Genomic DNA, 23632 nt, shown 5'->3' on the forward strand with positions numbered 1-23632 from the left:
CCGCTTTCGCGGATACGAACAAGGATAACGACGCATGAAAACAGCACGACTCCTGTCCTCCGGGGCGCTGGCCCTCAGCCTGCTGGCCGGTTCGGTGACGGCGGCGGTTTCGCCCGACGAGGCCGCCAAGCTCGGCAGCAGCCTGACCCCCATCGGCGCGCAGAAGGAAGGCAACGCCGACGGCAGCATCCCGGCCTGGACCGGCGGCCTTGCGGCCAGCGCCGGCAAGGTCGACGGCAAGGGTTTCCTTTCCGATCCCTTTGCCGACGAGAAGCCGCTGTTCACCATCACCGCGCAGAACGTCGAGCAATACAAGGACAAGCTCTCCGACGGCCAGTTGGCGATGTTCAAGCGCTACCCCGAGACCTACCGGATCCCGGTGTACAAGACCCATCGCACGGTGGCCCTGCCGGCCGAGATCGACGAGGCGGTCAGGCAGAGCGCGCTGAACGTGCAGCCGATCAACGACGGCAACGGCCTGTCGAATTTCGAGAAGAGCCGCTACTACGCCTTCCCGATCCCGAAGAACGGTGTCGAAGTGCTCTGGAACCACATCACCCGCTACCGCGGCGGCAACCTCAAGCGCATCATCGTCCAGGCCACCCCGCAGACCAACGGCAGCTTCACGCCGATCCGCTTCGAGGAGTCGGTGGCGTTCCCGCAGAACATGCCTGACCTCGACCAGAGCAAGGCGGCCAACATCCTCACCTTCTTCAAGCAGCAGGTGACCGCGCCGGCGCGCCTGGCGGGCAACGTGCTGCTGGTCCACGAGACCCTCGACCAGGTCAAGGAGCCGCGCCTGGCCTGGGTCTACAACGCCGGCCAGCGCCGCGTGCGGCGCGCCCCGCAGGTGGCCTACGATGGCCCGGGCACCGCCGCCGACGGCCTGCGCACCTCGGATAACTTCGACATGTTCTCCGGCGCCCCGGACCGCTACGACTGGAAGCTGGTCGGCAAGCGCGAGATGTACATCCCCTACAACGCCTACAAGCTCAACGACCCGACCCTGAAGTACGGCGACATCATCAAGGCCGGGCACATCAACCAGGACCTGACCCGCTACGAGCTGCACCGGGTGTGGGAAGTGGTCGGCACGGTGAAGCCGGGTGAGCGGCACATCTACGCCAAGCGCCACATGTACATCGACGAGGACAGCTGGCAGATCGCCCTGGTCGACCACTACGACGGTCGCGGCCAGCTCTGGCGGGTCGGCGAGGGCCACGCGCAGTACCACTACGACCAGAAGGTCGCCGGCTACACCCTGGAGGCGCTCTACGACGTGATAGCCGGTCGCTACCTGGCGCTGGGCATGAACAACGAGGAGAAGCGCGGCTACGAGTTCGGCTTCAAGGCCTCGTCCGCCGACTACACGCCGGCCGCCCTGCGCAACGCAGGGGTACGCTGAGTCCCGCCCAGTCGCGACGAGCGTGGCGGCTTGTGCCGACGCGCTCGTTCGTTATGACGGCCCATCACCCGGCGCAATCATCGTTCAGCAGCGGGGCAGGCGCGGTCTAGGCTCCCGGCAAGGCGCTTCGACAGAACAAGAGCACTGCCATGACCGAGCCGACCGAGCTGCCCGCCGCCTTGCCGCGGCTGCCGCCGCAGCACCTGCCGCGGCCCCGTTTGCACCAGCCGCTGCTGCGCGGCGAATGCCGCCTGCGACTGCTCTGCGCGCCCGCCGGCAGCGGCAAGACCGTCCTCCTCGGAGAATGCGCGCGGCGGGCGCCGCCTGGCGTGCAGGTGGTCTGGCTGGCGTTGGGCGGGGAAGCGCTGGACCCCGTGACCTTCCGCCGCCGCCTGGCCGGCGCCCTCGGCTTGGCCGAGGACAGCGACGAAGCGCAGCTGTGCCGGCGGCTGCGTAACGCTTCCGCGCTGTGGCTGCTGCTCGACGATTACCCACGGCACCCCGACCCCGCCCTCGACGCCTGCCTCGATCGCCTGTTGAGCGCGGCCTCGCCACGGGTGGGCTGGTGGCTGGCGAGCCGGCGGCGGCCGCAGTGCAACCTGGCGCGGTTGCTGCTGGAAGGGGAGTTGCTGGAGGTCGACGGCGGCCTGCTGGCGTTCGATACCGACGAGGTCGCCGAACTGCTCCGCCTGCACGGGCGCAGCGCCGATGCCACTACGGCCGGGGCACTGCTGGAACGCAGCGGCGGTTGGTGCGCCGCGTTGCGCTTGCGCCTGCTGGTCGGCGAAGAGACGGCCGGACCGTTGTTGCAGGAATATCTCCAGCACGAGTTGCTCGACGAGCTGCCGCCGCCGCTGGCCGACGCCGCGCGTGCCCTGGCCTGGCTGCCGCAAGTCGGTCCGGAGCTGTTCCGCCGGCTGTTCGAGGAGCTGCCCCACGGGCTGGACGACCTGTTGGCGCGGGGCTTCCCCCTGCTGGCCGATGCGAACCAGCGCTACAGCCTGCCGCCGGCGATCCGCGAGGCCTGGCGCGAAGCGCCGCAGCGCCCGCAGCGGGACTTCCACCGGGAAGCCTGCGAATGGTTCGCCGAACACGGCGAGACCCGCGAGGCGGTCGACCAGGCGCTGGCCGCCGACGAACCGGAAACCGCCGCCGGATTGTTGCAGAAGCTCACCGAGGAGCAATTGCTGCACGGCCACAACATCGGCATGGTCCTGGCCCTGCGCGACGAACTGCCGGCGGCGCTGCTGGCCAGCACGCCGCGCCTGGTGATCCTGAATGCCTGGACGCTGCTCTACGCCGGACGCCTGGCCGAAGCCGAGGACTGCATCGGCCAGTTGGCGCGCTTCCTGCCGATGCCCTCGGCGTCCCGCCAGCGGGTGCTGCTGGCGCAATGGCAGGGCTTGTTCGGGATCCTCCTGCACTGCCGCGGCGAGCGCGGCGCCGCCGACTACCTGCGCGAGGCGCTGGAGCAACTGCCGGAGGACGCCTGGTCGCAGGGACTGATCTGCCGCTCGGCGCTGATGCAACTGGCGATGATCGAGGGGCGGATGGACCAGGCGCGGTTGATCGGCCGCGATGCCTTGCGCCTGGCGCGCGAGCACGACAGCCTGATCTTCGAGGCGTTGATCGAACTGGAGCGGGCGCAGTGGCTGGAGCAGCGCGGCGAACTGCTGCGCGCGGAAGGCGTCCTCGATCGCGCCCAGCGCTACCTGGAGGACCTCGGCCAGCAGGGCAGCCCGATGCTCGGCCGGATCGCCCTGCGCCGCGCGCGCCTGTGCCTGCAGCAGGGCCGCGAGGTCGAGGCCGGGCACTGGTATCGGCTGGGGCTGGAGCAGGCACGGGAGAATCTCGATCCCTGGGCGCTCTACGGCTACCTGGGACTGGCCTTGCTGGAAGCCGGGCAGGGCGACCTGGACGCGGCGTTCAACCGCCTGCTGGAGGTCGAGCGGCTGATGCAGCAGCGCCATGTCCCCGATCCGCTGTATCGCGGCGCGCTGCTGCTGGTCAGCTCCGCCCTGACCCTGCAGCAGGGAAGGCCGGCGCAGGCGCGGGAGATCCTGCTGCGGGTCCGCGCCTACTTCCAGCCGGGACGGGCGCGCCTGTCGCCGCCCTCTGAACCGGAGCTGGAAGCGCGGGTAGAGCACCAATTGGCACTGGCCGAACTCTACAGCGGCGAGGCAGCCGCCGCCGAAGCGCGGCTGCGCGGGCTGCTCGCCATTCTCGAGGCGCAGGGGCGGCAGACGCTGCTCTGCGAAGTGCGCATGGGTATCGCCGAGTGCCAGTTCCTCTCCGGACAATTGCCCCAGGCCCAGCAAACCCTGCGCAGCGGCCTGGAACTGGCGGAGCGGCTGGGCCTGCAACTGCCGCAGCGGCGACTGCGGGATCGCCAGCCGCAACTGTTCGCCGCCCTGCCGGGGGAAGAAGAGGAGGGGCTCAGTCCGCTCAGTTGCCGGGAACTGGCGGTGCTCGGCCTGATCGCCCAGGGCTGCTCCAACCAGGAGATCGGCGAGCAACTGTTCATTTCCCTGCACACGGTGAAGACCCACGCCCGGCGGATCAACGGCAAGCTCGGGGTGGCCCGCCGGACCCAGGCGGTGGCGCGGGCCAAGGCCCTCGGCCTGCTCGCCTGAGCGGCCTCAGTGCAGGGCGCGGCCGGTCGGCGGGGCGAGTTCGCCCAGGCGCTGGCCGAGGCGCAGTTGCTCGGTGGGATCGTCGCTGAGCAAGAGCGCGCGTTCCAGGTCGTAGCGTTCCGCCTGCGGGCAATCCAGTTGCCGATAGAGGCCGGCGCGGGCCTCGTGGTCGGCGGCGCCCACCGGGCCGAGTTCGATCACCCGCTGGGCATCCTTCAGCGCGGCCAGCGGCTCGCCGACGGCGCTGTGCAGTTGTCGCAGGTTGCGCGACAGACGCTGGAGGATTTCCCCGGGAGAGGCCTGCTTCAGGTAGGCGGCCTGCAGCTCGCTCTTCGGCCCCTGCAGGCGCAGCAGCAGTTCGCGGCAGTCGGTGGGATAGAGGCGCCGTCCGGTGGCCGGGTCGAGCAGATGGTCGGCCTGCGGCACGCGCAGCAGGAAGCGTCCCGGGAAGTTCACTCCGACCAGCGGAATGTCCAGCCGCCGCGCCAGTTCCATGGCCACCAGCGCCAGCGACAACGGCTGTCCCTGGCGCCGCTGCAGCACCAGCGGAAGCAGGGCCGAGCGCGGTTGCAGGGGGAAGTCGTCGTCCTCGCAGAAACCCTGTTCGCTCATTCGCCGCAGCAACCCCTGGGCGCGCTCGCTGGCCGAGGCGCGATCGTCCAGGCTCGCGCCGATCTGCCGGACGAGTTCGTCGAGCTCGCGCAGGGCGTGGGCGGGCGAATACGCCGGGAGGTGCTCCGCGGCGATCCACAGGGCCGCCTCGAACAGCGCTGGCGGTTCCTGGGCGAGACAATCGAGGCAGGCTTGACGCGGGTCCATGGCTTTCCTCCTGGTGCGCCTGGATCGCTGCGGACGGGCCGTTCGGAGCACGCCGGGGCCGGTTTCGAGCGGGCGGACCCCAAGGTTGTAACCGTCCGCCGAAGCTTCGTCCAGTACCCGGCTCGGCGAGCGCCGCCGCCTGGTCGTCGGCCTTGCGGGCGTTTCGCCGACGCCTGCCTATACTGAAGGTGCCGGGCGGCAACGGCCCGGCCCGGACAACAAGCAGCAAGCAGGGGAGCCCCAGCATGTTCGACATGATGGACGCGGCCCGGCTCGAGGGTCTCCACCTCGCCCAAGACCCGGCCACGGGACTCAAGGCCATTATCGCCATCCACAGCACGCGACTCGGCCCGGCGCTGGGTGGTTGTCGCTACCTGCCTTACCCCAACGACGAAGCCGCCATCGGCGACGCCATCCGCCTGGCCCAGGGCATGAGCTACAAGGCGGCCCTGGCCGGGCTGGAGCAGGGCGGCGGCAAGGCGGTGATCATCCGCCCGCCGCACCTGGACAATCGCGGCGCGCTGTTCGAGGCCTTCGGGCGCTTCATCGAAAGCCTCGGCGGACGCTACATCACTGCGGTGGACAGCGGTACCTCCAGCGCCGACATGGACTGCATCGCCCAGCAGACCCGCCACGTCACCAGCACCACCCAGGCCGGCGACCCCTCGCCGCATACCGCCCTCGGCGTGTTCGCCGGGATTCGCGCCAGCGCCCAGGCGCGCCTCGGCAGCGACGACCTGGAAGGCCTGCGGGTCGCGGTGCAGGGGCTCGGCCACGTCGGCTACGCATTGGCCGAGCAACTGGCGGCGGTCGGCGCCGAGCTGCTGGTCTGCGACCTCGATCCCGGCCGGGTGCAACTGGCCGTCGAGCAGCTCGGTGCCCATCCGCTGGCGCCGGAGGCATTGCTCTCCACCCCTTGCGACATCCTCGCGCCCTGCGGCCTGGGCGGCGTGCTCACCAGCCAGAGCGTCAGCCAGTTGCGCTGCGCGGCGGTGGCCGGGGCGGCGAACAACCAGTTGGAGCGGCCGGAGGTCGCCGACGAGCTGGAGGCGCGCGGCATCCTCTATGCGCCGGACTACGTGATCAACTCCGGCGGCCTGATCTACGTCGCCCTCAAGCACCGCGGCGCCGACCCGCACAGCATCACCGCGCACCTGGCGCGGATTCCCGCGCGGCTCACCGAGATCTATGCCCATGCCCAGGCCGACCACCAGTCGCCGGCGCGGATCGCCGACCGTCTGGCGGAACGGATTCTCTACGGCCCGCAGTGACGGGCCGGCGTTTCCGGCGGGGCCGCCAGCGGGCCTCGCCAGCGGCAGTGCGGGCCACCCCCGCGGCGCCGCGCGTGCACGCCGCCACCCGCGGCGCGACCCTGAGCGGCACGCCTACCCGGCGTGCGGAGGAGGTTTGCGATGGTTCACAACCGGATCGACCCGCCTTTCACCCGCTACCTCGACAGTGACGGTCGGCCCCTCGGCGAGTTGCCCGCCTGGGCCGGCGACAGCGATGCGCTGGTCGGCCTCTACCGGCAGATGCTCCTGACCCGCCTGTTCGACCAGAAGGCGGTGGCCCTCCAGCGTACCGGGCGGATCGGCACCTATGCGCCAACCCTCGGCCAGGAAGCCATCGGCGTGGCCATCGGCAGCCAGATGCGCGCCGAAGACGTGCTGGTGCCCTATTACCGCGATACCGCCGTGCAATTGATGCGCGGTGTGCGCATGGAGGACATCCTCCTCTACTGGGGCGGCGACGAGCGCGGCAGCGACTACGCCGAACCGCTGGCGGCGCAGGACTTTCCCATCTGCGTGCCGATCGCCACCCAGGCCCTGCATGCCTGCGGGGTCGCCTCGGCGTTCCGCATCCGCGGCGAGCACCGGGTGGCGGTGACCACCTGCGGCGACGGCGCCACCAGCAAGGGCGATTTCCTCGAGGCGCTGAACGTGGCGGGCGCCTGGCAGTTGCCGGTGCTCTTCGTGGTCAACAACAACCAGTGGGCGATCTCGGTGCCGCGGCGCATCCAGTGCGGCGCGCCGACCCTGGCGGAGAAGGCGGTGGGTGCCGGCTTCCCCGGCGAACAGGTGGACGGCAACGACGTGCTGGCGGTCGCCGAACGCGTCCGCGCGGCCCTGGAGCGCGCGCGCCAGGGCAAGGGGCCGACCCTGCTGGAGTGCATCAGCTATCGCCTGTGCGACCACACCACGGCCGACGACGCCAGCCGCTACCGTTCCGCCGAGGAGGTCAACCAGGCCTGGCGCGAGGAGCCGATCAAGCGCCTGCGCGCCTTCCTCGCCGGCCGCGGCCAGTGGGACGAGGAGCGCGAGCAGGCGCTGGTGGGTGAGTGCCAGGCGCGGGTGCAGGAGGCGGTGGAGCGTTTCGAGACGTTCGCCGCGCAGGCGCCGCAGGCACTGTTCGAGCATGTCTACGCGCGCTGGCCGGCGGCCCTGGAGGAGCAGCGCGAGCAATTGCTGGAACGCGCCGCGCGGCGGCAGGGAGGGGCCGAACATGAATGAGCGCAACGGCGAAGCGAAACGCCTGGCCCTTCTGGAGGCGGTCAACCTGGCGTTGCACCGGGCCATGGCCGAGGACGAGGCGGTGGTGGTGCTGGGCGAAGACGTCGGGGTCAACGGCGGGGTGTTTCGCGCCACCCTCGGCCTGCGCGAGCGCTTCGGCTTCAAGCGGGTGCTGGATACGCCGCTGGCGGAGAACATGATCGCCGGGCTGTCCATCGGCATGGCCGCCCAGGGCCTGAAGCCGGTGATGGAGATCCAGTTCATGGGCTTCATCTACGCCGCCATGGAGCAACTGGTGTCCCATGCCAGCCGCCTGCGCAATCGCACCCGCGGCCGCCTGGCCTGCCCGTTGGTGCTGCGCACGCCGATGGGCGCGGGAATCCGCGCGCCGGAGCACCACAGCGAGGCGACCGAGGCGATGTTCGCGCACATCCCCGGCGTCCGCGTGCTGGTGCCGTCGTCGCCGGCGCGGGCCTACGGCCTGCTCCTGGCGGCGATCGACGATCCCGATCCGGTGATCTTCCTCGAACCGACCCGGCTCTACCGGATGAACCCGCAGCCGCTGGCGGACGACGCCCGGCGCCTGCCGCTGGACAGTTGCTTCACCCTCCGCGAAGGCGGCGACCTGACCCTGGTCAGCTGGGGCGCCAGCGTCCACGAGACCCTGCAGGCCGCCGAGCGCCTGGCGCAGCGCGGCATCGAGGCCGAAGTGATCGACGTCGCCTGCCTCAAGCCGCTCGACCTCGACACCCTCGAAGCTTCGGTGCGCAAGACCGGTCGCTGCGTGATCGTCCATGAGGCGCCGAAGAGCGGCGGCCTTGGCGGGGAAATCGCCGCGAGCCTCTACGAGCGCGTCCTGTTCGATCTGCGGGCGCCGATCCAGCGGGTCGCCGCGGCCGATATCCCGCCGCCGCTGTACCGCCTGGAACCGCTGTACATGCCCGCCGTGGAGGACATCCTGGCGGCCTGCGACACCGTGCTCGGCTACGCCTGAGCCGAGGGGAGACGACCATGAAGCACTTCAAGCTGCCCGACCTGGGCGAGGGCCTGCAGGAAGCGGAAATCGTCGAATGGCACGTCAAGGCCGGCGACAGCGTGCGCGCCGACCAGCGCCTGGTCTCGGTGGAAACCGCCAAGGCGCTGGTGGACATCCCTGCGCCCTACGATGGGGTGGTGGGCAAGCTGTTCGGCGCCGAGGGCGACATCCTCCACGTCGGCGAACCGCTGGTGGGCTTCGAGGGCGAGGAGGCGGACGCCGGTACCGTGGTGGGGCGCCTGGAGGGCGGCGGTAGCGCCCTGGAAGACCGTTTCTTCATCGGCGCCGCACCGTCCACCCGCGAACACCTGGCACCGCGCGCGACCCCGGCGGTGCGCCAGTTCGCCCGCCAGCAGGGCGTCGAACTGGCCGGCCTGAGCGGCTCCGGCCCGGATGGCCTGATCACCCGCGCCGACGTCGAGGCCGCCGCCCAGGGCGCCCGCGAACGCTTCGGCGGCGAGCGCTTGCGCGGGGTACGGCGGAGCATGGCGCTGAACATGGCGCGCTCGCATGCCGAGGTGGTGCCGGTGACGATCTACGGCGACGCCGACCTGCATCGCTGGAAGACCGCACGCGACCCGTTGATCCGCCTGGCCCAGGCGCTGGCCGAGGCCTGTCGCGCCGAGCCGACCCTCAACGCCTGGTTCGATGGCGCCTCGTTGTCGCTGAAACTGCATGAGCGGCTCGACCTGGGGATCGCCGTGGACACCCCGGACGGCCTGTTCGTGCCGGTGCTGCGCGACGTCGGTGCGCGTTCGGCGGAGGACCTGCGCGCCGGTATGCGGCGCCTGCGCGAAGACGTCCAGGCACGCTCGATCCCGCCGGCGGAAATGCTCGGCGCGACCCTGACCCTATCCAACTTCGGCACCCTGTTCGGCCGCTACGCCAACCCCGTGGTGGTGCCGCCGCAGGTGGCCATCCTCGGCGCCGGCGGCATCCGCGACGAAGTAGTGGCCTGGCGCGGCGAGATGGCGATCCACCCGATCCTGCCGCTCTCGCTGAGCTTCGATCACCGCGCCGCCACCGGTGGCGAGGCGGCGCGTTTCCTCAAGGTACTGGTGAACGCCCTGGAGCAGCCCGACGGCTGATCAGCGCCGGCGCTCCAGCCACCATGCCAGCAGCGCGCCGAGGGCATAGGCGAGCAGGTCGAAGCCGTCGGCGGTGCTGCCGAGAACGATGCGCAGCACGGGGCTGGAGAATTGCCAATGCAGTTGCGCCGCCAGGTACTGGCCCAGTTCCAGCAGCGCGCCGACGGCAAAGGCGGCGGATGCCAGCCAGGCGGCCGGCGCCCTGAGCGCGCTGCCCATCAGGTAGTAGAGCCAGACCACCGCCAGCAGGTCGCCGCCGAAGCTGCGTATCCAGCCCCAATGCCGGCCCAGGGTGGCGAGCAGGACCAGCAGGCCGAACAGCAGCAGTGCCAGCAGCAGGCTGCGCCGGTCCAGGCACCAGCGTCGGGAGCGGACGGGGGAGGCGGGGAGAGCGGGCATGGGACCTTCCTGGTCGATGGGGCTGCCGGGCGTTGTACGGCAAGCGCCAGTTTCCGGCAAGCCGGGCGCGGGTCGGACAAGCGCCGCGCGGACTCAGCGGCGTCGCAGGCTGGCGAGCAGTTGTTCGACGAAGGCGTCGCTGCCGGAGCTGTCGAGGTAGTGCACCTGGGGACCGTCGAGCAGGTAGAGCGCGTGGTAGGGCTTGCCGGCCTGGCTGCCGCGCAGGCGATAGACCTCGGTGCCGGCTACGCGGTAGCGGCTGGCGCTGGCGCGCCGGTCGCACAGGCCGAGGGCCTGGCGCTGCGCCTGGAGACGCTCGCGCTCGGCGTCGGGCAGGCCGTCCAGCGGCAGGGCTCCGAAGAGCAGGCGAACCTGTCGCGGAAGGTCGAGCCGTTCGCCCTCGTCCGCGCCCATCTCGTTGCCTTCGAGCAGGCGGTGGGCGAGGTAGTGACCCTCGGCGTAGCGAGCGATCAGCAGGTCGCCGCTGTGCAGCAGGGTGGCGGGGGCCCGTTGCAGGTCGAGTTGCAGCCTGCCGGCGCCGCCCAGGGCCAGGACCTGCGCGGCGCCGGCAGAGGCTGCCGGTGTCTCGGCGTCCGTGGCCCGGAACGGGCAGGCGAGGGCAGGGGCACCGGCGAGGCCGAGGAGGACGCACAGCAGGCCGGCAAGTTGTCGCGGCATGTTTCGGCTCCTTGCGCTTTGCTTGCAGCGGCGGCTCATTCGTCCGCGGCGTTTTCCTCGAACAGTTCGTTGAGGGCGTCCGGCTGGTTCTTGAAGGCGCGGGCGAAGGCGTCGCGGTTCTTCGCCATGAAGATGCCGAGTTCTTCCACCTGTTCCTCCTTCAGCGACGGCACCGCCTTCTGCAGCACCTCGGCCAGCGTTTCCGCCAGCTCCAGCATCTTGTCGTAACGATCGGCTTCAGCCTTGTCCATGAACAAACGCTCCTGATCCCGGCTGCTGCGGTACACCACTTCGACGGCCATTCATCACCTCTGTGCCTTCTGAGTCGCAAGGTTGCTTTGACTGGTTATCCATCCAGTATATGGCGTCTTGCCGTCCGTGGATAGCGCCAGGATTGCCGGCGCATTGCCGGGGCGGTCGTCGTCTGACAGAAATGTCACGCCGGGCTCATGAGCCTGACAGTCTCCGCAGCGTAGTTTCAGGCTGAACGTTCTACCAAGGAGACATCCTCATGAGAGTGATCCCGTTGGCACTTGTCGCGCTGCTCGGCCTGGCGCCGCTGGCCCAGGCGCAGCAGCAGCCCTACGGACCCAACCCGGACTCGAAATCGCTCCGCCAGCATTACGTGGAAGGGCGCCTGGACATCGCCCGGGTGATCTACAAGACCGACCTGTGGAGCGCCTGTGGGATCGTCCCGGCGCGCCTGGTCTACGAGGACTCGCAGGGCGAGCGGCATACCGTCGAGTACAAGGCCTGGGGCAGCGGTTGCAGCGGCAATTGAGCGAACCCGGCGCGGCACGGGCCGCGCCGGGTTTTCCTCGGCTCCCGCGCTTCTGCTAAGGTTGCGCGCCTGCCGCCCGTTGCGCGGCGCATACCTTCCGCCCCGCAAGGATGCCCGGCATGCAAGACCTCGGTTTCGCCCTCCTGCTCATCGGCTATGTCTGGTCCGTGGCCAGCGGCGGCCGCCGTTCGATCCCCTGCGCATTGCTCTGCCTGCTGCTGTTTCCGCTGGCGCAACTGGCCTTCGCCATCAACGACGCGCCGATGCGCCCGCCGCTGGCGCTGGCGGCCTTTGGCGCGGGCCTGGCCTACCTCGGCGGCGGCTCGGTGTTCGGCTGAGCCCGGCATCTCACAATAATACGATTGAAAATCATTATCATAAAAAATATGCTGCTGCCCTTCTGAAAGGACGTGGGTGGATGCGCCGTTGGCGGAGCAGGATCTCAAGGCACTGTTTCTCAGGCATGCCCGGCAGTTGCAGTCGTATCTGTTGCGCAAGACCCGCGATCCGCACCTGGCGGCGGACCTGGCGCAGGAAAGCTTCCTGCGCCTGGCCGAGCAGCGGCACAAGGAGCCGATCGAGCATGTCGACGCCTATCTCTACCGCACCGCGCACAACCTCACCATCGACCATTACCGGCAGGAACGGCGGCGCCGCACCGAGACCCGCCCCAACGACGACCTCGCCGGGTTCGTCGCCGACCAGCCCGGCCCCGAGGAGTCCGCGGTGGATGCCGATGCGCTTGCCCGCCTGCGCGAGATAGTCGCCGAACTGCCGCCGCGCACCCGTGAGATCTTCCGTCTCAACCGTCTGGAGGGGCTGACCCATGCCGAGGTGGCGAGACGCCTGGAAATCTCCGATAGCTCGGTGCAGAAGCACCTGGCCCGCGCCCTGGCCCATGTGATGCAGGCACTCGAGGATTCCCGCTGAATGGATTACCGAGTCTTGCCGGTTCGCGCGTCTGAACCTCTATAACGACCAACGAGAGCCGCACGTGAACAGCCCCCAGGAACAACAGCAGATCCGCCAGCAGGCCGCCGAATGGGCGATCCGCCTGGACGGCGGCGACCTCGACCGGTCCCGGCGCGAAGCGCTGGACGGCTGGCTGGCGGCCGACCCCCGGCACCCGGCCGCGCTGGCGCTGGCGCAACGGACCTGGAAACAGCTGGGATCGCTGGCCGAACCGCGGACGATGGTTCAGACGCCGGTCGCCAGCGCGCCGCGCCGCGCCGGGGGGCGGCGCAAGGGCTGGCGCGGCTGGGCCGCGGCGGCGGCGGTGCTGCTGGCCCTGGGCAGCGCCTGGAACGAACGCGACGCCGGCGTGAGCTGGCTGGCCGACCACGCCACCGGCAAGGGCGAGGTGCGCATCCTGCGGCTGGTGGATGGCAGCGAGGTCGAGCTGGACGCACAGAGCGCCATCGATGTCGCCTACGACAGCCGCGAGCGACGGGTGCGCCTGCTCGAAGGCAGCGCGATCTTCCGCGCCGCCCCACGCGCGGGCCGGGAGACCCGGCCCTTCGTGGTGGAAAGCGCCGGCGGCAGCACTCGCGCGCTGGGCACTCGGTTCCTGGTCAGCCGCAACGACGACGGCAGCGTCCAGGTCGGGGTGCTCGAACACCGCGTCGCGGTGGCCCTGGCGCATCCGCGCACGGGGACCGTCGGGCGCCGCGAGCTGGGCGAGGGCGAGAGCCTGCGCTACAGCGCGGAGGGCGGCGTCGAGGCGCCGCTGGGCGGTCGCCTCGACGACCTGACCAGTTGGCGGCGCGGCCTGCTGGTCTTCGACGAGCAGCCGCTGGGCGAGGTGGTGGCGCGCCTCAATCGCTACCGGCCGGGGCATTTGCTGGTGGCTCCCGGTGCGTTGGCGCAGCGGCGGGTCAGCGGGGTATTCCGGGTCGCCGACCTGGAGGCCTCGTTGCAGTCGATCAGCGATGAGCTGGGCGTGCGCAGCCTGGGCCTGGCGGGAGTGACGCTGCTGTACTGAGCGGCGCGATCGCTTCCGAGAGCCTCGACCACGGGCCGGGCAGTCGCCCCGCGCGCTTGTTCCGGCAGGGGCCGGGAAGCGCATTTTCGAGCCGTGGATCCCGCCGGCGAAAAATTTTCTCGATTTCCGTTACTGACTTTCCCTGCCTCCATCGTTCTCTTAACGAGACTGATTCTTATTACACAAGACGATGGAGTGTAGGCGCTGTCATGAAACATCGTGGATGGAGTGCCGTGCGAGGCGGTCGCAAGGGGGCGCAACTGGCCCTGGGGCTGGGCCTGGTCCTGCTGGGAACGGCCGCGCTACCGCTGCATGCGCAAGACGGGGCGGACTCGGCGAGCCAGCAGCAGACCGCGCTGCGCCGGGTCCGGCTGGACATCCCGGCACAACCGCTGAACCGCGCCCTGCTGCGATTCGCCGAGCAGGCCGGGGTCCAGGTGTTCTTCGACAGCCAGCGTTTCGCCGGTCTCGGCAGCGCAGCGGTGCACGGCGAATATGTGCTGGCCGACGGCCTGAGCCAGATGCTCCAGGGCAGCCCGGTGGAATACCGCTTCTCCGGCAAGGACCAATTGAGCCTGATCCGCGTCAGCCAGGACGACCTGGTGCAGATGTCGCCCTCGGTGATCTCCGCCGCGCGTCCGGACGACTGGGTCTACCAGACGCCGCATTCGGTCAGCGTGATCGGCCGCGAGCAGATCGAGCGCAACCCGCCGCGGCATGCCGCCGACATGCTCGAGGAAACCCCCGGGGTGTACTCCTCGGTGAGCCAGCAGGACCCCGGCCTGTCGGTGAACATCCGTGGCATCCAGGACTATGGGCGGGTCAACATGTCGGTCGACGGCATGCGCCAGAACTACCAGCAGAGCGGCCACCAGCAGCGCAACGGGACGCTCTACGTCGATCCCGAGCTGCTCAGCGAGGTGGTCATCGACAAGGGCGCCAGCTCGGCCATGGGTGGCGCCGGGGTGATCGGCGGGATCGCCAACTTCCGCACCCTGGAGGCCCGCGACCTGGTCAGGCCGGGCAAGCAGGTCGGTGGCCGGGTGCGCCTCACCAGCGGCCTGGGCGGCGACGCCAACGGCACCCACTTCATCGGCAGCGCGGCCTTCGCCATCGGCACCGAGGTCTGGGACATGCTGGTCGCCGCCAGCGAGCGCCACCTGGGCGACTACGACCCGGGGACCAAGGGCAGCATTGGCGAGCTGCGCACCGGCGCCTGGTTCAATCCCGAGGCCGGGCAGCGGGTCAAGCATTCGCCGGTGGCCTACTCAGGCTATGTGATGCGCTCGCGACTGGCCAAGCTTGGCGTCGCCCTGCCGCAGGACCAGCGCCTGCAGTTCAGCTACCTGACCACCCAGGTGTCCTACGACGACGCCAACATGCTCAACACCGAGAACCAGGCGCTCTGGGAAAAGCTCGGCAGCAGCGACGTGCGTGCGCAGAACTTCGCCATCGACTACGGCTACGCGCCGGACAACCCGTTGGTGGACTTCAAGGCCAAGCTCTACTACGTCGACAACCGCAACCGCCAGCAGACCCTGCAACGCGGTATCACCCCCGGCTACTCGATCACCTACCAGACCGACACCTACGGCGCGCAGGCGCAGAACACCTCGACCTTCGCTCTCGACGATCTCTCCACGCTGCGCGCCAACTATGGCCTGGAGTTCTTCTACGACAAGGTGCGGCCGGACTCCAGCCAGCCGCGGGCGAGCACCTCGGCGGTCGGCTTCCCTGCGGCCGAAGGCATGACCCCCAAGGGCGACCGCGCCCTCGGTAGCCTGTTCGCCCGTCTCGACTACGACTACGACGACTGGCTCAACCTCAACGCCGGGCTGCGTTACGACCGCTACCGCCTGCGCGGCGACACCGGCTTCAACGCGCGCACCTTCATCCTTGGCACCACCCGGCAGACCGACATGCCGCTGCAATACGCCGTCGACCGCGAGGAGGGGCGCTTCTCGCCGACCTTCGGCCTGTCGGTCAAGCCCGGCGTCGACTGGTTGCAGTTGTTCGCCACCTACGGCAAGGGCTGGCGCCCGCCGGCGGTGACCGAGAGCCTGATCACCGGCCGCCCCCACGGCGGCGGCGCGGAAAACATGTACCCCAACCCGTTCCTCAGTCCGGAGCGCTCGAAGGCCTGGGAAGTCGGCTTCAACGTGCTGAAGGAGAACCTCTGGTTCAGCGACGACCGCCTGGGCCTGAAGGTCGCCTACTTCGACACCCGGGTCGACGACTTCATCTTCATGGGCATGGGCATGCAGCCGCCGGGCTACGGCATGGCCGGGATCGGCAACAGCGCCTACGTCAACAACCTCGACAGCACGCGCTTCCGTGGCGTCGAGTACCAGCTCGACTACGATGCCGGGCTGGCCTACGGGCAGCTCTCCTACACGCACATGATCGGCAGCAACGACTTCTGTTCGAAGACCGCCTGGCTCGGTGGCGTCACCCAGACGGTGAAGGGCAGCGGTCGCCGCCCGCCGGTGATCGACATGCGGCCGGACGAGCAGGCCAACGCCGCCACCCATTGCAGCGCGGTGCTCGGCTCCGCCGAACACATGCCGATGGACCGCGGCTCGCTGACCCTGGGCATGCGCTTCTTCGACCGCAGGCTGGACGTCGGCGCCCGTGCCCGCTACAGCGAAGGCTACTCGGTGGCCGGCGGCGCCACGGTGTCGCAGGCCGGCGTGTACCCGGCGGACTGGAAGGAATACACCGTCTACGACCTGTACGGCAGCTACCGGGTGAGCGACGAGCTGACCCTGCGCCTGGCCATGGAGAACGTCACCGACCGCGCCTACCTGGTGCCGCTGGGCGACGTGCTGGCCTTCACCCTCGGCCGCGGGCGGACCCTGCAAGGCACCCTCGAATACCAGTTCTGACCCCCGTTTTGCCCAGTGAAGGGCAAAACCGGAGCGGGCATCCGTGCGCTCCGGCATTCACCACTCGTTGAATTGGAGTTTTGGCATGAGCATTTCGATTTCCTACAGCACCACCTACAGCGGCTGGACCGTAGCGGATTACCTGGCGGACTGGTCGGCCTACTTCGGCGACGTCAACCATCGTCCGGGCCAGGTGGTGGACGGCAGTAATACCGGCGGCTTCAACCCCGGTCCGTTCGACGGCAGCCAGTACGCGCTGAAGAGCACCGCCAGCGACGCGGCCTTCATCGCCGGCGGCGACCTCCACTACACCCTGTTCAGCAACCCCAGCCACACCCTGTGGGGCAAGCTGGACAGCATCGCCCTCGGCGACACCCTGACCGGCGGCGCCTCCAGCGGTGGCTACGCCCTGGACAGCCAGGAGGTGAGCTTCAGCAACCTGGGCCTGGATTCGCCGATCGCCCAGGGCCGCGACGGCACCGTGCACAAGGTGGTCTACGGCCTGATGAGCGGTGACAGCAGCGCCCTGCAGGGGCAGATCGACGCGCTGCTGAAAGCGGTCGACCCGAGCCTGTCGATCAACTCCACCTTCGACCAGTTGGCCGCGGCCGGCGTCGCCCATGCCACCCCGGCTGCGGCAGCGGCGGAGGTCGGCGTGGTCGGCGTGCAGGAACTGCCGCACGACCTGGCCCTGGCGGCCTGAGCAACTGTCCACGATAGCGTTCGTGGACTGCTTGCGCTAAAGGCCGGAGAGGAGTTGGCGCTCCTCTCCGGCGCACGAACCGCCGTCGCTGCGCCTCGCACCCGTGGCGACGGCGGCCCCCGGATTGTTCCTCCGCCGGCCGTGCCCGGCAAGCGGAGACTGCCGCAATGTCCTCCGGGCCCGCTCGCGGCCCGGACACCCACAGGACCCGACTCCGATGAAGCTCCGGCCGGCCTCGCCGCGCAATGAAATCCTCGCCACCCTCGGCCGTTTCCGCCCGGCGCTGCGCAGCGTCGCGCTGTTCACCGCGGTGATCAACCTGCTGATGCTGGCGCCGTCGCTGTACATGCTGCAGGTCTACGACCGGGTGCTCGGCTCCGGCAACCACATGACCCTGCTGATGCTGACCCTCATGGTGCTCGGCCTCTACCTGCTGCTCGGCGCCCTGGAGTGGGTGCGCAGCCTGGTGGTGATCCGCCTCGGCGGCCAGCTCGACATGCAACTCAACCAGCGCATCTACGACGCCTCGTTCCGCGCCAGCCTGGAGCGCGGCGAGCAGGCCGCCGGGCAGGCGCTGAACGACCTGACCAGCCTGCGCCAGTTCCTCACCGGCAACGCCCTGTTCGCCTTCTTCGACGCGCCCTGGTTCCCGCTCTACCTGCTGGTGATCTTCCTCTTCAGTCCCTGGCTCGGCCTGCTCGCCCTGGCCGGGGCACTGCTACTGGTGCTGCTCGCCTGGGTCAACGAAAGCCGCTCGCGCGAACCGCTGGCCGAGGCCGGGCAACTGTCGATCCTCGCCACCCAGCAGGCCTCGGCCAACCTGCGCCAGGCGGAAACCCTGGCGGCAATGGGCATGTTGCCGGCCATGCGCGCGCGCTGGTTCGCCCAGCACCAGGCCTTCCTTGCCCGGCAGAACCTCGGCAGCGAGCGCAGCGCGGCGATCGGCGCGACCTCCAAGGGCGTGCGCCTGGCCTTGCAGTCGCTGGTGCTCGGCCTCGGCGCCTGGCTGGCGGTGGAGGGACGCATCACCCCGGGGATGATGATCGCCGGCTCGATCCTGATGGGCCGCGTGCTCAGCCCCATCGACCAGTTGATCGCGGTCTGGCGCCAGTGGAGCGGCGCGCGGCAGGCCTACCAGCGACTGGCGCGGCTGCTCGAGGAGAATCCGCCTGCCGCCCTGGGCATGCCGCTGCCGGTGCCGCGCGGCGCGTTGCGCGTCGAGCGGCTCTGCGCGGCCGCGCCGGGACGCGAGCAGGCATTGTTGCAGGACCTCGGTTTCGCCCTGGAGCCTGGCGAAGCGCTCGGCGTGATCGGGCCGTCCGGTTCCGGCAAGTCGACCCTGGCGCGCTTGCTGGTGGGCGCCTGGCAGCCGCTGTCCGGCGCGGTGCGCCTGGACGGCGCCGACCTGCGGCAGTGGAGTGCGGCGGCACTGGGGCCGCACATCGGCTACCTGGCCCAGGACGTGCAACTGTTCGCCGGCAGCATCGCCGAGAACATCGCGCGCTTCGCCGAGGTGGATGCCGAGAAGGTGGTGGCGGCGGCGCGCCTGGCCGGCGTGCACGACCTGGTGCTGCGCCTGCCGCAGGGCTACGACACGCGCCTTGGCGACGGCGGCGCCGGACTCTCCGGCGGCCAGCGCCAGCGCATCGGCCTGGCCCGCGCGCTGTACGGCCGACCGGCGCTGATCGTGCTCGACGAACCCAATGCCAGCCTCGACGAGGCGGGTGAGGCGGCCCTGGCCGAGGCCATCGCGGCGATGCGCCGGCACGGCAGCAGCCTGGTGCTGGTCACCCACAAGCCGGCGGTGCTGGCGCTGACCGACAAGCTGTTGTTGCTGCATGGCGGGCGCCTGCAGCGTTTCGGCGCGACCGCCGAGGTGCTTGCCAGCGCCTCGCCGCCGGCCGCTGCGGCCCCGGCGCCGACACGGCCGACGCCGGCGTTCGGTTTCGGCTACCGGCCGGGACCGGGGATGCCGGTCGGCGGTGTGCCGGGAGGAGCGGCGCGATGAGCGGGCAGGCGCGGTTGCGCGAAGTCGGCGCCGGCGGCGCGGCGCTGGAACTGGACGAGAAGCGTTTTTCCCGGCTCGGCTGGGGGCTGGTGCTGCTCGGCTTCGTCGGCTTTCTCCTGTGGGCCGGGTTGGCCCCGCTGGACAAGGGTGTCGGGGTCTCCGGCACGGTGATGGTGGCCGGTAGCCGCAAGGCCGTGCAGCACCCTACCGGCGGCCTGGTCAGGCACATCCGCGTGCACGAAGGCGAGCGGGTTGAGGCAGGACAGGTGCTGCTGGAGATGGACGCTACCCAGGCCCGGGCCCAGGCCGATGGCCTGTTCGCCCAGTACCTGGCGGCGCTGGCGAGTCTGGCGCGGCTGAGCGCCGAGCGCGATGAAAAGGCGCGGATCGAGTTTCCCGCCGAGCTGCTGGCGCTGGACGACCCGCGCCTGCCGACCTTGCTGGAACAGCAGCGGCAGTTGCACGACAGCCGTCGGCGGGCGCTGCGCCTGGAACTCGATGGTCTCGCCGAGACGGTCGCCGGCAGCCAGGCGCAACTGGACGGCCTGCAAGCCGCGCTGCGCAGCAAGGAGCAGCAGCGCGTCGCCCTCGAGGAACAGTTGCGCGGCCTGCGCCAACTGGCCAGCGAGGGCTACGTGCCGCGCAACCGCCTGCTCGACAGCGAGCGCCTGCTGGCCCAGGTCAACGGCGAGATCGCCGGCGACCTCGGCAGCCTCGGCAGTACCCGCCGGCAGATCCTCGAACTGCGCCTGCGCATGGCCCAGCGGCGGGAGAAGTTCCAGGAAGAGGTGCGCGCCAGCCTGGCCGACGCCCAGGTGCGCGCCGAGGAGTTGCGCAATCGCCTGGCCAGCGCGCGCTTCGACCTGGCCAACAGCGAGGTACGGGCGCCGGTCGCCGGCCTGGTGGTCGGCCAGGAAGTGTTCACCGAGGGCGGCGTGATCGCGCCCGGCCAGCAACTGATGGAAATCCTCCCGGAGCGCCAGCCGCTGCTGGTGGACGCTCGGCTGCCGGTGGAGATGGTCGACAAGGTCCGCGTCGGCCTGCCGGTGGAGCTGATGTTCAGCGCCTTCAACCAGAGCACTACGCCGCGGGTGGAGGGCGAAGTGACCCTGGTCTCGGCCGACCGCCTGCTGGACGAGCGCAGCGAGGCGCCGTACTACCGGGTGCGCATCCGCGTAGGCGAGGAGGGCGTACGTCGCCTGGCCGGCCTGGAGATCCGCCCGGGGATGCCGGTGGAGGCCTTCGTTCGCAGCGGCGAGCGCTCGCTGTTGAACTACCTGTTCAAGCCGCTGGCCGACCGTACCCACCTGGCGCTGGGGGAAGAATGAATCGCCTGCGAGCCTGCCTGCTGTCCTCCGCGCTGCTTTCGGCCTCTTCGGCCCAGGCGCTGGGCCTGCTGGACGCCTACCAACTGGCGGTGCGCCACGACCCGACCTTCCAGGCGGCGCTCCACGAGCGCCGCGCCGGCAGCGAAAACCGCGCCATCGGCCGTGCCGGCCTGCTGCCGAGCCTGCGCTACGACTACAACAAGGCGCGCAACGACTCCACCGTCAGCCAGGGCGACGCCCGCGTCGAGCGCGACTATCGCAGCTACGCCTCGACCCTCAGCCTGGAGCAGCCGCTGTTCGACTACGAGGCCTACGCGCGCTACCGCCAGGGCGAGGCCCAGGCGCTGTTCGCCGACGAACAGTTCCGCGGGCGCAGCCAGGAACTGGCGGTGCGCCTGTTCGCCGCCTACAGCGAAACCCTGTTCGCCCGCGAGCAGGTGGTCCTGGCCGAGGCCCAGCGGCGCGCCCTGGAAACCCAGCTGGCGTTCAACCAGCGTGCCTTCGAGGAAGGCGAGGGCACCCGCACCGACCTGCTGGAGACCCGCGCCCGGCTGAGCCTGACCCGCGCCGAGGAGATCGCCGCCGGCGATCGTGCGGCGGCGGCGCGGCGTACGCTGGAAGCGATGCTCGGGCAGGCACTGGAGGATCGCGAACTGGCCGCGCCCATCGAGCGTTTCCCGGCGTTGCGCCTGCAACCGGCGACCTTCGAGGGCTGGCGCCAGGTGGCCCTGCAACGCAGCGCCGAGCTGGGCGCCCAGCGCCATGCGCTGGAGGCGGCGGCCTACGAGGTGGAGCGCAATCGTGCCGGCCACCTGCCCAGGCTCAGCCTCTACGCCAGCAGCAGCAAGACGCACTCGGCTTCGGAAAGCACCTACGAGCAGAAATACGACACCGACAGTGTCGGCCTGCGTCTCAGCCTGCCGCTGTTCGAGGGCGGGCGGGTGTCGGCGGCGACCCGCCAGGCCGGCGACAAGTACGCCCAGGCCCAGGCCGAGCTGGATGCCCAGGTGGCCAGTGTGATCAATGACCTGCACAGCCAGTTCGACCTGACCGCCAGCAGCCTGGCCAAGGTGCGTGCCTATGAGATGGCGGTGGCGGCGGCGCGCGAACAGGTGACGGCGACGCGGCGTAGCGTCGCCGGCGGGGAGCGGGTCAATCGCGACGTGCTGGACGCCGAACAGCAGTTCTACGGCGCCCGCCGCGACCTGGCGGAAGCGCGCTACGCCTACCTTAACGCCTGGCTGCGCCTGCGCCAGCTGGCGGGGGTGCTGGAAGACCGCGACCTAGCGGTACTGGCCGCCTATTTCGGCGCCGGCGAAGGACGCGCGCAGGTCGCCGCTGCCATCAGATAGCTATCGGCCAGCGTGCCTTGCCTTGGGTCATCGCCTGCAACAGTTGCGGCGCGCTGGTGCCGTTTTCGATGGCGATGCCGAAGCGGATGCTCTCGATCATCCGCTGCAACTGTTCCAGGTCATGCAGTTGCGCCGGTCGGATCAGGCGCTTGGCGGCGACCCCGCGTTCGTTGGAGAGGGTGAGGACGATGCTGCCGTCCGGCCGCTCCAGGCTGAGGTTGACCCGGTACTCGGCCTGGAAGGCCTCGGTGAGGAGCTGGAAAGGGCTGCTGTCGGTCATGGCGGACCACCTGAATGCTGTCGTGCTGGTTGGGACTGGGTGCCGCCCGGAAAGTTCTTTGTCACCGCCGGGCTGTACCCTGCGCCGACGTGCGGACGTCTATCTGCGCACGTGCCTTGGCCTGGGCCTTGCACGCTTCGGGCCAGGTGGCCGTCGTCTTTGTCGGGAGAAGCTATGAAACAGAATTGGGCCGAGCGCCTGCGCGCAAGCATGCACCACCAGGCGGAGAGCCTCGGCAACCTGCTGGTGGAGGCGTTCCACTACCTGGCCCTGTTCGCCATCGGCGCCACGGTGTTCTGGGCGGCGGGCGCGGCCTTCCTGGGGATGGTGAACAAGGGGCATGCGTCGATCGACGACATCCTCCTGCTGTTCATCTACCTCGAGCTGGGCGCGATGGTCGGTATCTACTTCAAGACCAACCACATGCCGGTACGCTTCCTGATCTACGTGGCGATGACCGCGCTGACCCGCCTGATGATCGCCGACATCCAGCACAACCATACGCCGGACGATGGCATCATCCTGGTCTCGGTGGCGTTGCTCCTGCTGGCGCTGGCGATCTTGGTGGTGCGCTTCGCCTCGGCGCGCTTCCCTTCGGCGAAGTCCGACGGCGCCGCCGCGCGGCGGGTGGCGAGCGAGGACGCCGAAGGGGAAGCCTGATTCGTCGCCGTGCCGGAGCCGGTCTCCGGCGCGCTTCCGCCCGGCGCGCCGGCCAGCGCAACGGCCTGGCAATGTACTACCATCGCCCGGTCGTGTTCAGGAAGCCTGCCCCATGAAGGGATGGAAACTCTTTACCCCGTTGCTGATCCTCGCGATCGTCGCCATCACCCTCTACCTGCGCCTGCACAATCCGCCCCTGCTGTTGCAGGGCGAGGCGGACGCCACCAACGTCATCGTTTCCTCCAAGGCCAAGGGCCGGGTCCAGGTGCTGCACGTGCGGCGCGGCGACGAGGTGAAGCAGGGCGACCTGCTGATCAGCCTCGACAGCCCCGAGCTGGAAGCCCAGCTCGATGCCCTGCACGCGGCGCGCAACCAGGCCCAGGCGCAGCTCGACGAGTCGCTCCACGGTACCCGCGAGGAGAGCATCCGCGCGCTCAAGGCCAGCCTGGCACAGGCCGAGGCCGAGTTGCGCAACGCCGAGTCGGATTTCCAGCGCAACCAGCAGATGGTCGAGCGCGGCTTCCTCTCGCGGACCCAGTTCGACCTCTCGCGGCGTGAGCGCGATGTCGCCCGCGACCGCGTCGCCGAGGCGCGGGCCAATCTCGACGAAGGCCTCAAGGGCGACCGCGAGGAGCGCCGCCAGGCGTTGCAGGCCGCGGTGCGCCGGGCCGACGCGCAGATCGCCGAGCTACAGGCGCAGATCGACGACCTGCAGGTGCGCGCGCCGGTCAACGGCGAGGTCGGGCCGATCCCCGCCGAACAGGGCGAACTGATCAACGCCTACAGTCCGCTGCTGACGCTGGTGCGGCTGGACGACAGCTACTTTGTCTTCAACCTGCGCGAGGACATCCTGGCCAAGGTGCGCAAGGGCGACCGCATCGTCATGCAAGTGCCCGGCCTGGGCGGCGCCGAGGTCGAGACCGAGCTGCGCTACATCGCCCCGCTGGGTGATTTCTCGACCAGGCGCGCGACCCGCGCCACCGGCGATTTCGACCTGAAGACCTTCGAGACCCGCTTCTACCCGTTGCAGCCGACACCCGGCCTGCGCCCGGGCATGAGCGCGCTGTGGCGCTGGACGAACTGAGC

The 23632-nt window shown here is 70.0% G+C and carries 22 protein-coding genes; 17 read left to right on the top strand and 5 right to left on the bottom strand.

Annotated features, from left to right (window positions below):
* Positions 1 to 34 precede the first annotated feature (34 nt).
* Together HMPREF2581_RS11970 and HMPREF2581_RS11975 are read left to right on the top strand one after the other, a co-directional pair.
* A complete protein-coding gene (locus tag HMPREF2581_RS11970) occupies positions 35 to 1405 on the top strand; it encodes a DUF1329 domain-containing protein (protein WP_003138206.1) in 1371 nt (456 codons plus the stop codon).
* Between the two features lie 149 nt (positions 1406 to 1554).
* Positions 1555 to 4038: a LuxR C-terminal-related transcriptional regulator gene (locus tag HMPREF2581_RS11975; protein WP_003138208.1), complete on the top strand. Its 2484-nt coding sequence runs from the start codon at positions 1555 to 1557 to the stop codon at positions 4036 to 4038.
* A 6-nt stretch (positions 4039 to 4044) separates the two neighbouring features.
* Here the strand turns inward: HMPREF2581_RS11975 and HMPREF2581_RS11980 are convergent, their stop codons facing one another.
* Entirely contained in the window at positions 4045 to 4857 is an 813-nt protein-coding gene (locus HMPREF2581_RS11980; RefSeq protein WP_003138209.1) for a SirB1 family protein, read from the bottom strand.
* A gap of 245 nt (positions 4858 to 5102) precedes the next feature.
* Here HMPREF2581_RS11980 and HMPREF2581_RS11985 point away from each other — a divergent pair, with 245 nt between their 5' ends.
* The 4 genes from HMPREF2581_RS11985 to HMPREF2581_RS12000 all read left to right on the top strand — a co-directional run bounded on the left by HMPREF2581_RS11985 (position 5103) and on the right by HMPREF2581_RS12000 (position 9491).
* Complete coding sequence (locus tag HMPREF2581_RS11985; protein ID WP_003091859.1) at positions 5103 to 6128, top strand: Leu/Phe/Val dehydrogenase; 1026 nt, start codon at positions 5103 to 5105, stop codon at positions 6126 to 6128.
* A gap of 141 nt (positions 6129 to 6269) precedes the next feature.
* A complete protein-coding gene (gene pdhA, locus HMPREF2581_RS11990) occupies positions 6270 to 7367 on the top strand; it encodes a pyruvate dehydrogenase (acetyl-transferring) E1 component subunit alpha (protein ID WP_003091858.1) in 1098 nt (365 codons plus the stop codon).
* Positions 7360 to 8361 (top strand): alpha-ketoacid dehydrogenase subunit beta, encoded by a 1002-nt coding sequence (locus HMPREF2581_RS11995; protein ID WP_003138212.1) that lies wholly within the window; start codon positions 7360 to 7362, stop codon positions 8359 to 8361. Before pdhA ends, HMPREF2581_RS11995 begins: the two co-directional genes overlap by 8 nt.
* Before the next feature lie 17 nt (positions 8362 to 8378).
* Positions 8379 to 9491 (top strand): dihydrolipoamide acetyltransferase family protein, encoded by a 1113-nt coding sequence (locus HMPREF2581_RS12000; RefSeq protein ID WP_003138213.1) that lies wholly within the window; start codon positions 8379 to 8381, stop codon positions 9489 to 9491.
* On the opposite strand, the gene HMPREF2581_RS12005 is transcribed toward HMPREF2581_RS12000, so the two are convergent.
* The 3 genes from HMPREF2581_RS12005 to HMPREF2581_RS12015 all read right to left on the bottom strand — a co-directional run bounded on the left by HMPREF2581_RS12005 (position 9492) and on the right by HMPREF2581_RS12015 (position 10870).
* Positions 9492 to 9890, bottom strand: a complete 399-nt coding sequence (locus HMPREF2581_RS12005; protein WP_016254272.1) for a DUF2809 domain-containing protein — start codon at positions 9888 to 9890, stop codon at positions 9492 to 9494.
* Positions 9891 to 9983: 93 nt separating this feature from the next.
* Positions 9984 to 10568 carry a hypothetical protein gene (locus HMPREF2581_RS12010; RefSeq protein ID WP_003122204.1) on the bottom strand — a complete coding sequence of 195 codons (585 nt, stop codon included), beginning with the start codon at positions 10566 to 10568 and terminating at the stop codon, positions 9984 to 9986.
* A 35-nt stretch (positions 10569 to 10603) separates the two neighbouring features.
* A complete protein-coding gene (locus HMPREF2581_RS12015; protein WP_003091854.1) occupies positions 10604 to 10870 on the bottom strand; it encodes a YebG family protein in 267 nt (88 codons plus the stop codon).
* Between the two features lie 209 nt (positions 10871 to 11079).
* On the opposite strand from HMPREF2581_RS12015, the gene HMPREF2581_RS12020 reads away from it, so the two are divergent.
* From HMPREF2581_RS12020 to HMPREF2581_RS12060, 9 genes are all read left to right on the top strand, one after another.
* A complete protein-coding gene (locus HMPREF2581_RS12020; protein WP_003091850.1) occupies positions 11080 to 11349 on the top strand; it encodes a DUF2790 domain-containing protein in 270 nt (89 codons plus the stop codon).
* Positions 11350 to 11468: 119 nt separating this feature from the next.
* The gene (locus HMPREF2581_RS12025) at positions 11469 to 11687 is read left to right on the top strand and encodes a hypothetical protein (RefSeq protein WP_003112066.1); all 219 of its coding nucleotides are present in this window, start codon (positions 11469 to 11471) and stop codon (positions 11685 to 11687) included.
* Positions 11688 to 11763: 76 nt separating this feature from the next.
* Positions 11764 to 12279: an RNA polymerase sigma factor gene (locus HMPREF2581_RS12030; RefSeq protein WP_003107536.1), complete on the top strand. Its 516-nt coding sequence runs from the start codon at positions 11764 to 11766 to the stop codon at positions 12277 to 12279.
* A 64-nt stretch (positions 12280 to 12343) separates the two neighbouring features.
* Positions 12344 to 13330, top strand: a complete 987-nt coding sequence (locus tag HMPREF2581_RS12035) for a FecR family protein (protein ID WP_003138216.1) — start codon at positions 12344 to 12346, stop codon at positions 13328 to 13330.
* Positions 13331 to 13539: 209 nt separating this feature from the next.
* Positions 13540 to 16215, top strand: coding sequence for a heme uptake receptor HasR (gene hasR / locus HMPREF2581_RS12040; protein ID WP_003119598.1), 2676 nt, complete (start codon positions 13540 to 13542; stop codon positions 16213 to 16215).
* Positions 16216 to 16300: 85 nt separating this feature from the next.
* On the top strand, positions 16301 to 16918 hold the full coding sequence (gene hasA, locus HMPREF2581_RS12045; RefSeq protein ID WP_003115011.1) for a heme acquisition protein HasA: 618 nt from the start codon (positions 16301 to 16303) through the stop codon (positions 16916 to 16918).
* 217 nt (positions 16919 to 17135) lie between these two features.
* Positions 17136 to 18926 carry a type I secretion system permease/ATPase gene (locus tag HMPREF2581_RS12050; RefSeq protein WP_070601764.1) on the top strand — a complete coding sequence of 597 codons (1791 nt, stop codon included), beginning with the start codon at positions 17136 to 17138 and terminating at the stop codon, positions 18924 to 18926.
* Positions 18923 to 20254, top strand: a complete 1332-nt coding sequence (locus HMPREF2581_RS12055; protein WP_003138221.1) for an HlyD family type I secretion periplasmic adaptor subunit — start codon at positions 18923 to 18925, stop codon at positions 20252 to 20254. The genes HMPREF2581_RS12050 and HMPREF2581_RS12055 overlap by 4 nt, the downstream gene beginning before the upstream one ends.
* Positions 20251 to 21606, top strand: a complete 1356-nt coding sequence (locus HMPREF2581_RS12060) for a TolC family outer membrane protein (RefSeq protein ID WP_003138223.1) — start codon at positions 20251 to 20253, stop codon at positions 21604 to 21606. The genes HMPREF2581_RS12055 and HMPREF2581_RS12060 overlap by 4 nt, the downstream gene beginning before the upstream one ends.
* On the opposite strand, the gene HMPREF2581_RS12065 is transcribed toward HMPREF2581_RS12060, so the two are convergent.
* A complete protein-coding gene (locus HMPREF2581_RS12065) occupies positions 21599 to 21886 on the bottom strand; it encodes a DUF3509 domain-containing protein (protein ID WP_003091839.1) in 288 nt (95 codons plus the stop codon). The two genes, HMPREF2581_RS12060 and HMPREF2581_RS12065, sit on opposite strands and share 8 nt — an antisense overlap.
* Before the next feature lie 174 nt (positions 21887 to 22060).
* On the opposite strand from HMPREF2581_RS12065, the gene HMPREF2581_RS12070 reads away from it, so the two are divergent.
* Both HMPREF2581_RS12070 and HMPREF2581_RS12075 read left to right on the top strand, forming a co-directional pair.
* Complete coding sequence (locus HMPREF2581_RS12070; RefSeq protein WP_003091838.1) at positions 22061 to 22546, top strand: phosphate-starvation-inducible protein PsiE; 486 nt, start codon at positions 22061 to 22063, stop codon at positions 22544 to 22546.
* 112 nt (positions 22547 to 22658) lie between these two features.
* On the top strand, positions 22659 to 23630 hold the full coding sequence (locus HMPREF2581_RS12075; RefSeq protein WP_003091837.1) for an HlyD family secretion protein: 972 nt from the start codon (positions 22659 to 22661) through the stop codon (positions 23628 to 23630).
* Positions 23631 to 23632: the final 2 nt, after the last annotated feature.

Source organism: Pseudomonas sp. HMSC057H01 (assembly GCF_001836405.1).
GTDB lineage: Bacteria > Pseudomonadota > Gammaproteobacteria > Pseudomonadales > Pseudomonadaceae > Pseudomonas > Pseudomonas aeruginosa.

Excerpts from the sequence above, each read along its gene's own strand:
- HMPREF2581_RS12025 (WP_003112066.1), top strand. The coding sequence starts at position 11,469 with ATGCAAGACCTCGGTTTCGCCCTCCTGCTCATCGGCTATGTCTGGTCC.
- HMPREF2581_RS12005 (WP_016254272.1), bottom strand. The coding sequence starts at position 9,890 with ATGCCCGCTCTCCCCGCCTCCCCCGTCCGCTCCCGACGCTGGTGCCTG.
- HMPREF2581_RS12050 (WP_070601764.1), top strand. The coding sequence starts at position 17,136 with ATGAAGCTCCGGCCGGCCTCGCCGCGCAATGAAATCCTCGCCACCCTC.
- HMPREF2581_RS11970 (WP_003138206.1), top strand. The coding sequence starts at position 35 with ATGAAAACAGCACGACTCCTGTCCTCCGGGGCGCTGGCCCTCAGCCTG.
- hasR (WP_003119598.1), top strand. The coding sequence starts at position 13,540 with ATGAAACATCGTGGATGGAGTGCCGTGCGAGGCGGTCGCAAGGGGGCG.
- HMPREF2581_RS12015 (WP_003091854.1), bottom strand. The coding sequence starts at position 10,870 with ATGGCCGTCGAAGTGGTGTACCGCAGCAGCCGGGATCAGGAGCGTTTG.
- HMPREF2581_RS12060 (WP_003138223.1), top strand. The coding sequence starts at position 20,251 with ATGAATCGCCTGCGAGCCTGCCTGCTGTCCTCCGCGCTGCTTTCGGCC.
- HMPREF2581_RS11995 (WP_003138212.1), top strand. The coding sequence starts at position 7,360 with ATGAATGAGCGCAACGGCGAAGCGAAACGCCTGGCCCTTCTGGAGGCG.
- HMPREF2581_RS11980 (WP_003138209.1), bottom strand. The coding sequence starts at position 4,857 with ATGGACCCGCGTCAAGCCTGCCTCGATTGTCTCGCCCAGGAACCGCCA.
- HMPREF2581_RS12070 (WP_003091838.1), top strand. The coding sequence starts at position 22,061 with ATGAAACAGAATTGGGCCGAGCGCCTGCGCGCAAGCATGCACCACCAG.
- HMPREF2581_RS11975 (WP_003138208.1), top strand. The coding sequence starts at position 1,555 with ATGACCGAGCCGACCGAGCTGCCCGCCGCCTTGCCGCGGCTGCCGCCG.
- HMPREF2581_RS12010 (WP_003122204.1), bottom strand. The coding sequence starts at position 10,568 with ATGCCGCGACAACTTGCCGGCCTGCTGTGCGTCCTCCTCGGCCTCGCC.
- HMPREF2581_RS11985 (WP_003091859.1), top strand. The coding sequence starts at position 5,103 with ATGTTCGACATGATGGACGCGGCCCGGCTCGAGGGTCTCCACCTCGCC.
- HMPREF2581_RS12065 (WP_003091839.1), bottom strand. The coding sequence starts at position 21,886 with ATGACCGACAGCAGCCCTTTCCAGCTCCTCACCGAGGCCTTCCAGGCC.
- HMPREF2581_RS12000 (WP_003138213.1), top strand. The coding sequence starts at position 8,379 with ATGAAGCACTTCAAGCTGCCCGACCTGGGCGAGGGCCTGCAGGAAGCG.
- pdhA (WP_003091858.1), top strand. The coding sequence starts at position 6,270 with ATGGTTCACAACCGGATCGACCCGCCTTTCACCCGCTACCTCGACAGT.
- HMPREF2581_RS12020 (WP_003091850.1), top strand. The coding sequence starts at position 11,080 with ATGAGAGTGATCCCGTTGGCACTTGTCGCGCTGCTCGGCCTGGCGCCG.
- hasA (WP_003115011.1), top strand. The coding sequence starts at position 16,301 with ATGAGCATTTCGATTTCCTACAGCACCACCTACAGCGGCTGGACCGTA.
- HMPREF2581_RS12055 (WP_003138221.1), top strand. The coding sequence starts at position 18,923 with ATGAGCGGGCAGGCGCGGTTGCGCGAAGTCGGCGCCGGCGGCGCGGCG.
- HMPREF2581_RS12075 (WP_003091837.1), top strand. The coding sequence starts at position 22,659 with ATGAAGGGATGGAAACTCTTTACCCCGTTGCTGATCCTCGCGATCGTC.